Here is a 13,510-nt window from a genome sequence, read left to right on the forward strand (position 1 = left end):
CACTTCAGGATTTGAGAGGGGGAGCCGTCGATTCACGGACCACCAGGGAGAAGTCGATCTCGCGATGCATGATGGTCTGCTCGCCGGCGAGGCTGCGCACCAGATATTCGCCGGCGCGCTGCCAGGTTTCTCCGGTCGGTACGTGGATCGTGGTCAGGCTCGGCCGCAAATGGCGGCTCCAGTCGAGATCGTCGAAGCCGACCACCGACAGGTCGCGCGGCACCGAAAATCCATCGCGCTCCGCCTCGAGCAACACGCCGTAGGCGATGACATCGTTGCCGCAGACGACGGCGGTCGGACGATCCTTCAGGCTGAGGAGATAGCGGGCCGCTTCGCGCGCGTCGTCCAGCGTGTAGGGCACCTCGACATGCCATTGCGGCGGAAGCTCCAGGCCGTTCTCGGTGAGCGCGCGGCGAAAGCCGGCGACGCGAGCGCTGGCGCGGTCGTTGTTGCGCTGGAGCGCCGAGACGATCCCGATGCGACGGTGGCCAAGCTCGATGACGTGGGCGGCGGCGCGATGGGCGGCCGCTTCGTTGTTGGTTCCGACGCACGGGTGGGGTCGATCAGGCTGGTAGATGCCGACATTGATGAAGGGAACCGCATTGTCCGCAAGCAACTTGCGCAGTCCGTCGTGATGGCAATCACCGCGCAGCACAAGTCCATCGACGCCGCGGCTGATCAGATTGCGCGCTTGTTGCAATTCGACGTCGAGATCGTAGCCGCTCGTGGTGAGAAACAGCATGTATCCGACCGAGGAGAGATACTGCTGCAGCGAGGCGATGCCGCGCGCGAACATCGTGTTGTCGATGGTCGGAACGATCGCGCCGAGCGTGCGCGAGCGCCGTGACGACAGGATGCGCGCCGGCGCATGCGGGATGTAGCCGAGCGCGTCGATGGCCTGTTCGATGCGCGCCCGCAAGGAAGGGCTTACCGCATCGGGATTGTTGAGTGCGCGCGACACCGAGGCCGTGGAGACGCCGGCGCGGGCTGCCACGGCGCGGATGCCCTGTTTCACGGATTTGGCGTTGGTCAATCGCATCAATGTAACGTTACATTCGATGGGGCAAACCGCGTGGTAGCGGTAATCTCGTAAATTTGCCGCAGAATATTCGGTTTGTCCATTGCTTGACACAACCGATGTGAGGTCTAGATTGTAACCGTTTTCAAGCCGCGTTCAAATGGCCCGCCAGCTTAAGGCGGCCAGCCGGGAGGAGAGTTCGATGAAGGTCAGGATGCTCGCGACGCACGTCGCGTTGCCCGTTCTCGCAATTGTCGCCGTCAGCGCGCAGGCTCATGCGGCCGATTTCGACTGGATGAAGTTCAAGGGCAGGACCGTCACCTTTCTCGCCAATAACAATCCGGTCGCGCAGGCGCTGCTGACCTACAAGGCCGATTTCGAGAAGCTGACCGGCATGACCCTGAAGGTCGACGGCTATCAGGAACAACAGATGCGCCAGCGTCTGGTCACCGTCATGAATGCGAACAGCGACGAGGTCGACGTGTTCATGACGTTGCCTTCGCGCGAGGGCGAGCAGTTCGCCGCAGCCGGCTGGTACGGCGATCTCACTGCGATGGCCAAGAACGAGGTGGCCAAGGAATACGACCCGGCCGGGTTGAGCCAGGCCCTGCTCAAGGCCGCGACCTTCGGCGGCAAGCTGACCAGCATGCCGATGAACATCGAAGGTCCGATCTTCTATTACCGCACCGACATCTTCAAGAAGTGCGGCATTGAGGCGCCGAAGACCATCAAGGATGTCGAGGCGGCGGCCGAGAAGATCAAGACCTGCGACAGCGCTGTCACGCCCTTTGTCTCGCGTGGCCTCAAGCCCGCGGTCGCCTACACCTTCAGCAACATGCTGCACAACATCGGAGGCAGCTACATCGCAGGCGGCAAGTCGAACCTCTGCTCGGCCAAGGGCAAGGAAGCACTCGACACCTATAGCCGGCTGCTGCGCGACTTCGGTCCGCCGGGTGTGGTCAACTACAGCTTCCAGCAGATTTCGGCGCTCTACCGCAGCGGCCGCGCCGCGATGGCGTTCGAATCCTCGAATGAGTTGCGCACGGTGATGGAGGGCGGCGCGCGCCTGAAGGACACCGGCCTATTGCCGTTCCCGGCAGGTGAGGCCGGCCAGGTGCCGACCACGATCGGCTGGGGCATGGCGGTATCTTCGCACAGCAAGCAGCCGGACGCGGCCTGGTACTTCGTGCAGTGGGCAACCAGCCCCGAGGTGCAGAAGAAAATGGCGCTCCAGGGCATTGCCCCGCCGCGGCCGTCGGTCGCCAAGGATCCTGCGTACCGCAAATGGATCGACGAGGAGCCGGTCCGCAAGGAATGGCAGGCTGCGCTCGACGTGCTCGCGACCAAGGGCTCATCGGAAGTCGGCTATCCCATCATCGCCAATCCGGAATCGCGCGAGTTCATCGGCCAGGCCGTGCAGGACCTGATCCTGAAGCAGAAGCCGATCGACCAAGCCTGTGCTGATGCCGACAAGGCGCTCGATGCGCTGATCGCCCAGAAGTAACCGCTTGATGCCGGCAGGCTTATGCCTGCCGGCGCCTCACTCTCAAGGAAACGGACGCATGTCGGACGCGGCTGCGACACTCACGCAGGACCGGCAGAAGCTGGAAATGGCGACGCTCTCGGCGCCGGCCGTGATCTTCACGGTCGCGATGATCGCGTTTCCGGTCGTCTATACGATCTGGCTCGGCTTCCAGACATTCTCCTCGACCGGCAAGCAGTCTTTTGCGGGCCTCGCCAATTACTCAAAGCTGATCTCCGACTACGAGTTTTGGCACGGACTCTGGATCACCATAGCGCTCTATGTGCTATCGTTGGTGCTCCAACTCGTCTTTGGCGTGTGGCTGGCTCTGGTGTTGTTTCACGCCAGGCGCCTGCCGGGAATCGTGCGCTCGCTGTTCATCTCCCCGTTCATGATGCCGCCGGTGGTGGCGGGCATGATGTGGCTGGTGATCCTCGATCCCTCGCTGGGCGCGGCCAACTACGTCCTCCAGTCGTTCGGCCTGCCGCCGTCGGACTGGCTGGCGTCGCCGACGTGGGTCATTCCGACCGTCGCTCTGATCGACAGCTGGCAGTGGACGCCATATGTCGCCTTGATCGTGCTGGGCGGCCTGCAATCGCTGCCGCCGAGCGTCTACGAGGCCGCGCAGATCGACGGGGCATCGCCGTTCAAGACTTTTCAGCGCATCACGCTGCCGCTGCTGCTGCCGACCATCGTCACCGCGGCCATCCTGCGCAGCGTCGATCTTCTGCGTTTCTTCGACATCATCTACATCACGACCCAGGGCGGCCCCGGCAACGCCTCGAACACGCTCAACATCTACGGCTTCCGGGTGGGTTTCGAGTTCTTCAACATCGGTTACGCCAGCGCCCTGATGCTGACGCTGACGGCGATCGTGTTCGGCGCCGTGCTCGCCTTCAACCGCCTGCGCGGCGCCGTGGCGTGGTGATGTCATGACGGATGCCGCCAACACCGACCGCTGGATCCGCTGGCTCAACACCGTGCAGCTCGTGCTCGCCGGCGTGCTCATCATGGCGCCGACGGTCTGGATGGTGTTGTCCTCGTTCAAGCCGTCGTTCGAGGTGACGGCCTATCCGCCGACGCTGATCTTCACGCCGACGCTCGACAATTATGTCGAGCTGACGAAGACCACGCCGTTCCTCAGCTATGCGCTCAACAGCCTCATCGTCACCGTCGGCTCGACAGCGCTCGGACTACTGTTCGGCATCCCCGCCGCCTTCGCCGTGTCCTGGACTCGCATTTCCTGGCCGGCGATCCTGACGCTCGCCGCGCGCATGGCGCCCGGCACGCTGTTCCTGCTGCCGTGGTACGTCATGTTCCGGCAGGTCGGGATGATCGGCTCGTACACCGCGCTGATCCTGAGCCACGCGGTCATCACGCTGCCGATCGTGATCTGGGTGCTGCTGCCATCCTTCGACGGCATCCCGCGCAGCGTCTTCGAGGCGGCGCAGGTCGACGGATGCAGCGTCACGCGCATCCTCTGGCGTATCGCGCTGCCGCTGGTGGCGTCCGGCGTCGCCGTCTCGGCGATCCTCGCCTTCGTCTTCTCATGGAACTACTTCCTGTTTGCGCTGGTGCTCTCCAACGGCGACACCAAGACGCTGATCGCGGCGGCCTTCAACTTCATCGGCGAAGGCTCGACGCAATGGGGCGCTCTCATGGCCGCGGCGACGCTGATCGCACTGCCGCCGCTGGTGCTGGCTGCCCTGGTTCAGCGCTGGCTGGTGTCCGGACTGACGCTCGGTGCGGTGAAAGGCTAGGTATCTGATGAACGTATCACCCCGTCCGAATTCGATCATGCAGGCCGCGGTCTTCCACGGCGGCGACCGCATCACCATCGAGCGCGTGGCAATGCCTGACGTCGGCACCGGTGAAGTGCTCGTGCGCGTGTCGCGCACCGCGCTGTGCGGTTCGGACTTCAAGCTCTGGCACAAGGGCGCAGAGTTCACCGCCGGCCATGAGATTTTCGGCGTGGTCGAGCAGCCCGGTCACCGGCTGCATGGTCGCCGCTGTGCCGTCTATATTCCGCTCCACTGCGACCATTGCGCGGCCTGCAAACGCGGCGATACCCAGATGTGCCTGGAGGTCTCCAGCCTGATCGGCTGGAACCGGCCGGGCGGCTACGCCGAATACGTGCCGGTGCCGGAAAATTGCCTGCTGCCGGTGCCCGATGACATCGAGGACAGCCTCGCGCCGCTTCTGCTCGACACCATCGGGACGTCGGGCCACGCCGTGCGCTTCGTCAGCCGCGTGGTGCCGCCCGGTGAGGCCGGACCTGTTCTAGTCATGGGCGCCGGGCCGGTCGGTCTCGGCGTCGTGCTGGCGCTCCGCGCGCTCGGCTACAACGACATCCACGTCGCCGACCCCAATGCGACGCGGTTGAAGATCGCGCAATCCTTCGGGGCGAAGGCGCATCCCGTGGGCGACACCTCGAAGCGCTTCGCCCTCATCGTGGAATGCTCCGGCGCGCATGCGGCGCGCAATCTCGGCATCGAGCTTGTCCTGCCGCGCGGCGCGCTGGTGCTGGTCGGCGAGAACGCCGCGCCCTGGACCATCGAGGAGGGCAAGGTGTTCCGCCGCAAGGACTTCTACATGATCCGGACCTTCTACTTCCCGGTCTCCGATTTCGAGCCGAACATCGAGCTGCTGCGCAAGTTCAAGGACGAATACCGCGTCCTCGTCGACGGCGAGTTCGGCCTGTCGGCGCTGCCTGAGAATTTCGCCCGCTTTGCCAAAGGCGAACTGATCAAGCCGGTACTGGCGCTGGGTTAGGCGATCATGGCCTCGATCTCGATCCGCAACCTCGTCAAGCGCTACGGCAGTTTCACCGTGATCCCCGATCTCAATCTGGAGATCGCGGACCATGAATTCGTCGTCTTCGTGGGGCCGTCCGGCTGTGGCAAGTCGACCCTGCTGCGAATCATTGCGGGTCTCGAGCCGATCACGTCCGGTGACCTCTACATCGGCGACAAGCGCGTCAACGGCGTGCAAGCTGCACAGCGCGACATTGCGATGGTGTTCCAGGACTACGCGCTCTATCCGCACATGCGCGTCTACGACAATATGTCGTTCGCGTTGGAGTTGCGGGGAACGCCGAAGGCGGAGATCGATGCGCGCGTGAAGCGTGCGGCCGCGCTGCTGCACATCGAGCCCTATCTCGATCGCAAGCCGAAGGAGCTATCCGGCGGACAGCGCCAGCGCGTCGCCATGGGCCGTGCGATTGTGCGCAATCCCAAGGCGTTCCTGTTCGATGAGCCGTTGTCCAACCTCGACGCAAAACTGCGCGGGCAGGTGCGGGCCGAGATCAAGGCGCTATCGCAGGAGCTCAAGACCACCATGGTCTTCGTGACCCATGACCAGATCGAGGCCATGACGATGGCCGACCGGATCGTGGTGCTCCAGAACGGTACGATCCAGCAATACGACACGCCGGAGACGGTCTACGAGCGGCCGGCCAACCAGTTCGTCGCCGGCTTCATCGGCTCGCCGGCCATGAACTTCTTCCCGGTCGAATGGCGTGAGGAGCGCGCGATCCTTTCGCAAGGCGCAACGGCGGTGCCGCTGGATGGCGAGGCCGCAAGCCGCCTGCAGCAGGCGGGAAATGCCGTGCTCGGCATTCGTCCTGAACATTTTGCCGTCACGACCGATGCGGCGGACGGCATTGCCATCAACGTCAAGCTGGTCGAGCCGCTCGGCTCGGATACGCTGATCCATTTCGATCTCGCCGGCGTCTCCGCGATCGCAAGGGTCGATCCGTCGTTGCGACCAAAGCCCGGCGATCGCCTCAGCTTGCGGCCGCAGCCGGGCAAGACGCATTTGTTCGATGCGGCGAACGGGCAGGTCTTGCGGTGAGCGCATCGGCGAACATAGCAGCTCTTTCGGCGCTCGCGGATGTGGCGTCGGGAGCCAGGGGCGTCCAGGTGATCTGCCTTGGGCTGTCCGCGCTCGATCAAGTCTGGCGCGTCGATCGGCTCTTTGCGGGCAACAGCGAGAAGATAAAGGCCATCGACTACGGTACCCTTGGCGGCGGAATGGCCGCCAATGCCGCGGTCGCGGTCGCGCGGCTCGGTGCCTCCGTCGCGTTCTGGGGGCGGGCAGGGAACGATGCCGCCGGGCACGAGATGCGGTCGGCTTTTGCGGCCGAAGGTGTCGACGTCGAGAATTTCCGGCTGTTTTCCGATGGCCGCTCATCGGTCTCGGGGATCATCGTCGACAGTTCGGGCGAGCGGCAGATCGTGAACTTCCGTGGTCTCTTTCCGGAAGCGGCCGATTGGCTTCCGCTTGAAGCCGTCGCTCGCGCATCCTCGGTGCTGGCCGATCCGCGCTGGGTGCAGGGTGCCGCGACGCTGTTTCGCGAGGCGCGTGCGCGCGGCATTCCGACGGTGCTGGACGGCGACATGGCTGATGCCGAGGTATTCGAGCGACTGCTGCCCCTGACCGACCACGCGATCTTCTCCGAGCCTGCGCTCGCCTCGTTCGCCGGATCTGCCAAAGACGAATCTCTCGCAGCACTGGCGCGCTTCGGCTGCAGTGTCATCGCCGTCACGCGCGGCGAGGGCGGCGTCAGTTGGTACGAGAATGGCCAGCTGCACCGGCACGCCGCCTATGCCGTCGATGTCGTCGATACCACCGGTGCCGGCGACGTCTTTCATGGCGCCTATGCCCTTGCGATCGGCGTCGGCCTCGATGTGCGCACCGCCATGGCGTTTTCTGCAGCCACGGCCGCGATGAAATGTCGCCACGCCGGTGGCCGCAACGGAATCCCCACCATCAACGACTGTCTTGCATTCATGAGGACGAAGCCATGAGAACGATTGGAAAGAACCGCGGGCTGGGCCGCCTTGCTGACGCGGAAGGCCACTTTCGCATGGTCGCGCTGGATCAGCGGCCGCCGCTGTTCGATGCCATTGCGAAGGCGAAGGGAATCACGCGGGATCAGGTCGAATATTCCGACGTCACGGCGGCCAAGCGGCTCCTCGTCGAAAACCTTGCGCCGCATTGCAGCTCGATGTTGTTCGATCCGAACTTTGCCGTGCCCGCCGCGATTGATCTGTTGCCGCCGCGCTGCGGCCTGATCATGACGCTGGAGGAGCATCGCGTCGAGGAGACCGCGGGCGGTCGCAAGTCGCGCGCGATCGCCAACTGGAGTGTGGAGAAAATTCGCGCCATGGGCGGCGACGCCGTCAAGGTGCTGGCCTGGTATCGGCCGGATGCGGACGCCGCGGTCAACGAGCATCAGAAGCGCTTCGTGCGCGAGATCGGCGAGGAGTGCGCCCGCCACGACGTTCCCTATGTTCTTGAACTGCTGGTCTATCCGTTCCTTGGCAGCGCCAATCACACCGCCGATTATGTGGAATCGCCCGGCAAGCTGCCGGGCCTCGTCATCGATAGCGTGCGCGAGTTTGCCAAGCCCGAATACGGCGTCGATCTCCTGAAGCTTGAGAGTCCCCTCGCGGCCAACAGCCTGCCGGCCCGTGACGGCAGCGCCGAAGCCAAGGCCGCGCAGAAGGAATTCGATGCAATCGGCGATATCTGCCGCGAGCGGAGCATTCCCTGGGTGCTCCTGTCGGGCGGCGCCGCGCCGGAAAAATTCGAGCGCGTCCTCGACTTCGCCTATGCCGCGGGCGCGGGCGGTTTCCTGGCCGGCCGCACCATCTGGCTCGATGCCGTCCTGAAGAATTTCCCGGACCTTGCGGCGGTCTCGGCGGGCCTGCGCAAGGATGGCCTCGGCGTGCTTGAGCGGCTCAACAAGCTGACGACGGCCAAGGGCACGCCGTGGAAGGCGCGCTTCCCTGTATTCACTGACATCAAGCAGGAGGGTGACTTCGCGCGCGCCTATTGAAACGGTGACGGCTCCACGTGTCTTGGTGGGCCCGGCAGGACTCGAATCTGCAACCAGACCGTTATGAGCGGCCGGAAAAGGGATGCGGACGTAAGCTTGAGTGCTCAGTTCGCTTGCCGAAGGAATCCGTGTATCAGATGATCCGCCGAGATGCGTCCCGGTCCCCAAGCCATGATCCCGAGCGCCATCGCCGCCCAGGTGAGGTGGATCGGCCAGCCGTCGGGCACGGTGAGTTCGACAATCATGGTCATGAAAAACAGCCCGAGTGCGGCAAAGCGGGTGCCGAGGCCGAGCACCAGCAGCACCGGAAAGGTGATCTCGCCGCATCCGGACAGGAATGCCATCACCGCAGGTAGCGGATAGTGATAGGGCCCGCCTGGCAGATGCAGCATGAACTCGTCGGTAAACAGCGTCACCGCGGTGTCGCTCAGCTTGAGGAAGCCGGTCCATTTCAGCATGCCGGATTTCCAGAACGGCACCGCCAGCGCCACGCGCATCACGAACTGAACCAGCGACGGCGGGGCCACTGTCTGGATCAGGTGCTCGGCCTTGTCAGCGAGGTGGCTCAGCCGGTGGCGTTCACTGGCGCCAAAATGCTGATCGATGACCATCATGCTTCTCCGAAACTGATTGATGTGAAAGCGCCCGCCTCGATCATGCCCGCGATGTTCGCCGCGATGTCGAAGCCGGGCGAGGACTGAAGTGCCGACGCTGCGGCCTCGCCAAGCGGCCGTCCGGACATCAGGTTTGCCAGAAACACCGCGCCGCCCTCGGGCAGATGGCGCACGACGACGTCCATCTCGGGCCGGGTGATCAGAGCATCTTCCGGCGTTCCCGCGTCGATCTGACCCGGCATCTCTCCGCCGCGATTGGCGGCGAAGATCGTCACCGCCGCGAAAGGCGAGCGGACGATTCCTGCTGCAAGATGTGCGGTGAATACCACATCCGCCAGCCGCTCCGGCGGAACCAGAGCGAGCACATCCCGTGACAATGGCGCGGCATCGGCGGCATGATAGGCGTCGAGCCAGGCCCGCTCGATCCGCGCGACATCCGCTAGCCAGGGCATGGCACAGGCATATTCGTAGGTTTCGATGAACGCGGGAAAGTCGCGGCCATAGTCGAGCAAGAGCGGCGATGTTGGCGGCGAGGCCCGGACATGGAACCGCGCCATGGCACGGAAGAACTCGACGCCCGTGATGCGCTGGACCGCAGGGTAGACCGCGGCAAGCGCATCGATCAGGCTGACCGTGACGTTGTTGCGATAGACATTGTAGCGCCGGACCGCCGCCTTTCCGTTCGGCCCGGTGACGAGCGAGGGTGTCTCGCGCCCGGGGTCGATCAGCGCAGCCGCGAAGCGCGCCGCGTAGGACGAGAGCTCCTCCTCAAGCGGCAGCATAGCGCATCTCCCGCTGGTGGCGGTCGAGGATTGCTTGCGCCGCGGCCGCTTCGGCCTTCAGCACTGGCCAGTCCGGAATTTTGCTGTCCCATTCGACCAGCGTCGGGACGGGACCACAGCGCGAGACGACGATCTCGAACAGCTTCCACACCGCGTCCGTGACCGGTCCGTCATGGCTATCGATCAGGAGCAGGTCGCCTTCATCGTCGAACTGCTCGGCATGACCGGCGAGATGGATTTCGCCGACGCGTGACAACGGAAAGTCGGAGAGATAGTCGAGCGCGGAGAAGCCGTGATTGTTTGCCGAGACAAACACATTGTTGATGTCGAGCAGCAGTCCGCATCCGGTGCGCTCCGCGACGCGGCGGATGAACTCGGTCTCGCTCATCGTCGATTCGGTGAACGCGAGATAGGTCGACGGATTTTCCAGCAGCAGCGGCCGCCAGATGGCGTCTTGCACTTGATCGATATGATCGCAGACCCGTGCGAGCGTCGCTTCGGTATAGGGCAGCGGCAACAGGTCGTTGAAGTAGGTGGTTTCGTGGGTCGACCAGGCGAGATGTTCCGAAACCAGCGCAGGCTCGTAACGCTCGACGAGATCGCGGAAGCGCTTCAGATGCGCCTTATCGAGCGGCCGTTCGCCGCCGATCGACATGCACACACCATGCAATGATACCGGATGATCGCGGCGCACGGCTTCCAGCGCGCGATGCGGCGGCCCGCCCGCGCCCATGTAATTCTCTGCATGCACCTCGAAAAAGCCACGCTGCCGTCCCGCGCCAAGGATCGCAGCAAGGTGCTCGGGCTTGAAGCTGGTACCAGCCAGGCCATGTATGGCAAGCGCGGGAAAGCGGGGAGGCTCGGCCGCGAGCAACCGGGACGAGATCGCAGCGTTCATGTCGTCTCTCCGCTTTCCCTATGATCGTGAACGTCTGCCGTGCGGTGCGACTAGACCGGCTTGAGCGATCCGGTCTTCCCGTTCGGAAGCTGGATGCTGGTGCAGGTGCCACCCTGCACGAACTTCCACGCATTGCCCTGAAAGTCGACCGTCGAGGTGCCTTGGCAAGTCGTGCCGGGGCCGGCCGCGCAATCGTTCTGGCCCTTCAGCGCGACGCCGAAGCACTTCTCCTTGTGGGCCGCGGTCGCTGCATCCGCCTCGGCCTTGGTGAGGGGAGCGGCGGTGGCAAGGGTTGCAAGCGCGGTCGAAACGGCGCCGGCAAGGACAAGCGAGCTGATGACATTCTTCATAGATCTCTCCACATCGTTATTTTGCGTCGCCTCCTGAGGCGTCGGGGGCGCATCGAAAGGTTCGTTCCGTTCGCTGCCGCCGTTACGGTTTTGGCAGCTCACGAATCCGTGACTTCGCTGCAGGTGTCCCGCAAATGGCTCTTGTGCCGTCTGCGTGCCAATCAAATACGCTGGCATCGACCGGAGCCTCCAATGCCTTGTCGCTATGGAAACCGGGCGGGTCGAGCATTGGCGATGGCGACGCTCCGTCTGTCATAATTCCGAGACGTAACAATCTGCCCGACGCAAGCGTATCGCCATCAAGCCCTCCGACCGCCGGCGAAGGCCAACATGAACGCCTTTGAACGCTCAAGCGCCCTCGAACGACCGCGGTCACCGTCTTCGGCGAGGATGCTGACGATCAGCATTCGTCTTGCCGTCTCGGCGCTGGTCCTTACGGCGATCCTGCTCACCGCAGCAGCCTCGAGCCTGCTCTGGTGGCGCACGGCCGAATCGATCAGCCGGCAGCTCGCCTCGACGATCAACGAACAGATCGTCGCTGCCGTTCGCAAGGAGGTGTCCGCGATCGTCAATGAAGCGCGCGCCGCCCACACCGCCGTGCGCACGCTGTTCCTGCAGAACGTGCTCGATACCCGCGAGGCCGACAAGCGCGAGTTCGTGTTCCTATCACAATTGCAGTCGCAAGCGACGATCTCCTGGGTCGCCTTCGGGTGGCCCGACGGTTCCTTCTTCGCCGCGCATAAGCTCGGTGACGGCCATCTCGAGATGATGGAGATCTCGAAGATCGACCATGTCGGCCAGCGCCGCATCGACGAGTATCAGGTTATCCCCGGCGACATCGAATTTGAATCCCGCCGTTTCGAACCCACAGACTTTAGCGTCACTATGCAGGACTGGTTCAAGATCGGCATGGAGGCCAAGGGCCCGCAGTGGTTCGGGGTCGTCGACCATCCGATCGGCCCGCGCCCATCGATCGCCTTCGCGGGGCCGATCGATGTCTATCAGGAACGTCAGGGCGTCCTTGCGATCATCATCGAGTACACCAGGCTCTCCCGTTTCCTCGCCCAGCTCGAGGTCGGGCGCACCGGAACGGCTTTCATCCTCGGTGCCGGCGACGAATTGATCGCGGCTCCCGACAAGAACGCCGACGAACTGCATCCCGCGCACAGCCGGATCGATCTGTTGCCGTTGGCGCGCATGGCTCTGACACTGGCCGGCGAGGACGGTCGCAAGGAAGCCTGGCGGCGGCGGCTTACCCTCGATGGCGCAGCCTATGAGGTTGGGCTGACGCCCCTACCATTTACCGGCTGGTGCCTGGCGACCGTGATCCCTGAGGCTGAGTTTCTTGGTCCGGTTGAAACCACGCTGCGACGGCTCATCATCGGTCTTGCCATCGGTGCGCTGCTCGCCGCCCTGTTCTCTGCGATGCTGGCGCGGTCGGTGATCGCCGCACCGCTCGCCCGTGTGGTCGGCGAAATCCGACATGTGGAAAGTTTTGCACTGGAACAGGTGCGCCGCCACCCGTCGCGGCTCGCCGAGATTTCGAGCCTTTCGGGCGCGATCGCCGAGATGGCGCAGGGCTTATCTGCTTTCCGCAAATTCATCCCGGCCGATCTGGTCCGGTCGCTCCTTCGCCAGGGCATCGAGGCGAAACCTGGCGGCTCGATCCAGGAGCTGACGGTAATGTTTATCGATGTGGCCGGCTTCACCGGGCTTTCCGAGCGCATGGGGGATCGGGTTGTGCCGCTGTTGTCGCGATATCTCGACGTCGCCTCCGAAGTCATCGTCGCCCACGGCGGCACCATCGACAAATTCATTGGCGACGCTGTGATGGCATTCTGGGGCGCGCCGACAGCGCAGGCCGAACATGCTCTGCTCTGTTGCCGTGCAGCACTCGTCTGCCGCCAAGGCATTGAGGCCGCGGGCGTCAGGGACGACCAGGGCCATCCCCTGCAAATCCGGATCGGCATCAATTCCGGCCGCATGCTGGTTGGCAATGTCGGCTCCGAATTGCGGCTGAACTACACGGTGATTGGCGATGCCGTGAACGTGGCGAGCCGCCTCGAAGGCGCCAACAAGCACTATGAGACGCAAATTCTGATCGGCGCCGAGACCAAGCGCCTCGTTCAGGGGGCCATGATCACACGCGAGATCGATCGCATAGCCGTCTACGGCAAGACGGAAGGCCTCGCCGTGCATGAACTGATCGGTTCGGCTACAGGCGAAGCTTACCCGGCCTGGATCATCGATTACGAACAGGGACTACTTGAATATCGCAAGCGCGACTTCGCCGGCGCCATATGCTGCTTCGAGGCTGTCTTGCGCCAGCGTCCTCACGACAGGCCGGCTGAACTGATGCTCGACCGCTGCAAGCTCCTCGAGCGGTCGGGTGTTGACGACACGTGGTCACCTGTCGTGACACTTCAATCGAAATAGCCGACACGCCGGTACCAGACAGACGACCGGATGCTGCCCATGCTCGAA

General features: G+C 63.8%; 13 protein-coding genes. 8 read left to right on the forward strand and 5 right to left on the reverse strand.

The window, feature by feature from the left end; all coding sequences use genetic code 11:
* Window positions 1-4: 4 nt before the first annotated feature.
* Complete coding sequence (locus QA635_RS12280; RefSeq protein ID WP_341850437.1) at window positions 5-1,039, reverse strand: LacI family DNA-binding transcriptional regulator; 1,035 nt, start codon at window positions 1,037-1,039, stop codon at window positions 5-7.
* Window positions 1,040-1,220: 181 nt separating this feature from the next.
* Between QA635_RS12280 and QA635_RS12285 the strand changes: the two genes are divergently transcribed.
* Genes QA635_RS12285 through QA635_RS12315 form a run of 7 tightly spaced genes read left to right on the forward strand, consistent with a single transcriptional unit; the run spans window position 1,221 to window position 8,382 of the window.
* On the forward strand, window positions 1,221-2,522 hold the full coding sequence (locus QA635_RS12285; protein WP_283069279.1) for an ABC transporter substrate-binding protein: 1,302 nt from the start codon (window positions 1,221-1,223) through the stop codon (window positions 2,520-2,522).
* Between the two features lie 58 nt (window positions 2,523-2,580).
* Window positions 2,581-3,468, forward strand: coding sequence for a carbohydrate ABC transporter permease (locus QA635_RS12290; RefSeq protein WP_283069282.1), 888 nt, complete (start codon window positions 2,581-2,583; stop codon window positions 3,466-3,468).
* 4 nt (window positions 3,469-3,472) lie between these two features.
* Window positions 3,473-4,300 (forward strand): carbohydrate ABC transporter permease, encoded by an 828-nt coding sequence (locus QA635_RS12295; RefSeq protein ID WP_028335651.1) that lies wholly within the window; start codon window positions 3,473-3,475, stop codon window positions 4,298-4,300.
* Window positions 4,301-4,307: 7 nt separating this feature from the next.
* Window positions 4,308-5,312: a zinc-dependent alcohol dehydrogenase family protein gene (locus QA635_RS12300; RefSeq protein ID WP_283069284.1), complete on the forward strand. Its 1,005-nt coding sequence runs from the start codon at window positions 4,308-4,310 to the stop codon at window positions 5,310-5,312.
* Window positions 5,313-5,318: 6 nt separating this feature from the next.
* On the forward strand, window positions 5,319-6,392 hold the full coding sequence (locus QA635_RS12305) for an ABC transporter ATP-binding protein (protein ID WP_168856297.1): 1,074 nt from the start codon (window positions 5,319-5,321) through the stop codon (window positions 6,390-6,392).
* On the forward strand, window positions 6,389-7,348 hold the full coding sequence (locus QA635_RS12310; protein WP_283069287.1) for a sugar kinase: 960 nt from the start codon (window positions 6,389-6,391) through the stop codon (window positions 7,346-7,348). The genes QA635_RS12305 and QA635_RS12310 overlap by 4 nt, the downstream gene beginning before the upstream one ends.
* Complete coding sequence (locus tag QA635_RS12315) at window positions 7,345-8,382, forward strand: tagatose 1,6-diphosphate aldolase (protein WP_283069289.1); 1,038 nt, start codon at window positions 7,345-7,347, stop codon at window positions 8,380-8,382. Before QA635_RS12310 ends, QA635_RS12315 begins: the two co-directional genes overlap by 4 nt.
* 104 nt (window positions 8,383-8,486) lie before the next feature.
* On the opposite strand, the gene QA635_RS12320 is transcribed toward QA635_RS12315, so the two are convergent.
* The 4 genes from QA635_RS12320 to QA635_RS12335 are packed head-to-tail and all read right to left on the reverse strand — an operon-like array spanning window position 8,487 to window position 11,026.
* Entirely contained in the window at window positions 8,487-8,993 is a 507-nt protein-coding gene (locus tag QA635_RS12320) for a DoxX family protein (RefSeq protein WP_425249184.1), read from the reverse strand.
* The gene (locus tag QA635_RS12325) at window positions 8,993-9,778 is read right to left on the reverse strand and encodes an HvfC/BufC N-terminal domain-containing protein (RefSeq protein ID WP_283069293.1); all 786 of its coding nucleotides are present in this window, start codon (window positions 9,776-9,778) and stop codon (window positions 8,993-8,995) included. The genes QA635_RS12320 and QA635_RS12325 overlap by 1 nt, the downstream gene beginning before the upstream one ends.
* Window positions 9,765-10,676: an MNIO family bufferin maturase gene (gene bufB, locus QA635_RS12330; protein WP_283069295.1), complete on the reverse strand. Its 912-nt coding sequence runs from the start codon at window positions 10,674-10,676 to the stop codon at window positions 9,765-9,767. The genes QA635_RS12325 and bufB overlap by 14 nt, the downstream gene beginning before the upstream one ends.
* Before the next feature lie 50 nt (window positions 10,677-10,726).
* Window positions 10,727-11,026, reverse strand: a complete 300-nt coding sequence (locus QA635_RS12335; protein ID WP_038377692.1) for a BufA1 family periplasmic bufferin-type metallophore — start codon at window positions 11,024-11,026, stop codon at window positions 10,727-10,729.
* 390 nt (window positions 11,027-11,416) lie between these two features.
* Here QA635_RS12335 and QA635_RS12340 point away from each other — a divergent pair, with 390 nt between their 5' ends.
* The gene (locus QA635_RS12340) at window positions 11,417-13,462 is read left to right on the forward strand and encodes an adenylate/guanylate cyclase domain-containing protein (RefSeq protein WP_283069298.1); all 2,046 of its coding nucleotides are present in this window, start codon (window positions 11,417-11,419) and stop codon (window positions 13,460-13,462) included.
* Window positions 13,463-13,510: the final 48 nt, after the last annotated feature.

This window comes from Bradyrhizobium brasilense, from assembly GCF_029714345.1.
GTDB lineage: Bacteria > Pseudomonadota > Alphaproteobacteria > Rhizobiales > Xanthobacteraceae > Bradyrhizobium > Bradyrhizobium australafricanum.

Excerpts from the sequence above, each read along its gene's own strand:
- QA635_RS12280 (WP_341850437.1), bottom strand. The coding sequence starts at position 1,039 with ATGCGATTGACCAACGCCAAATCCGTGAAACAGGGCATCCGCGCCGTG.
- QA635_RS12285 (WP_283069279.1), top strand. The coding sequence starts at position 1,221 with ATGAAGGTCAGGATGCTCGCGACGCACGTCGCGTTGCCCGTTCTCGCA.
- QA635_RS12290 (WP_283069282.1), top strand. The coding sequence starts at position 2,581 with ATGTCGGACGCGGCTGCGACACTCACGCAGGACCGGCAGAAGCTGGAA.
- QA635_RS12295 (WP_028335651.1), top strand. The coding sequence starts at position 3,473 with ATGACGGATGCCGCCAACACCGACCGCTGGATCCGCTGGCTCAACACC.
- QA635_RS12300 (WP_283069284.1), top strand. The coding sequence starts at position 4,308 with ATGAACGTATCACCCCGTCCGAATTCGATCATGCAGGCCGCGGTCTTC.
- QA635_RS12305 (WP_168856297.1), top strand. The coding sequence starts at position 5,319 with ATGGCCTCGATCTCGATCCGCAACCTCGTCAAGCGCTACGGCAGTTTC.
- QA635_RS12315 (WP_283069289.1), top strand. The coding sequence starts at position 7,345 with ATGAGAACGATTGGAAAGAACCGCGGGCTGGGCCGCCTTGCTGACGCG.
- QA635_RS12320 (WP_425249184.1), bottom strand. The coding sequence starts at position 8,993 with ATGGTCATCGATCAGCATTTTGGCGCCAGTGAACGCCACCGGCTGAGC.
- QA635_RS12325 (WP_283069293.1), bottom strand. The coding sequence starts at position 9,778 with ATGCTGCCGCTTGAGGAGGAGCTCTCGTCCTACGCGGCGCGCTTCGCG.
- bufB (WP_283069295.1), bottom strand. The coding sequence starts at position 10,676 with ATGAACGCTGCGATCTCGTCCCGGTTGCTCGCGGCCGAGCCTCCCCGC.
- QA635_RS12335 (WP_038377692.1), bottom strand. The coding sequence starts at position 11,026 with ATGAAGAATGTCATCAGCTCGCTTGTCCTTGCCGGCGCCGTTTCGACC.
- QA635_RS12340 (WP_283069298.1), top strand. The coding sequence starts at position 11,417 with ATGCTGACGATCAGCATTCGTCTTGCCGTCTCGGCGCTGGTCCTTACG.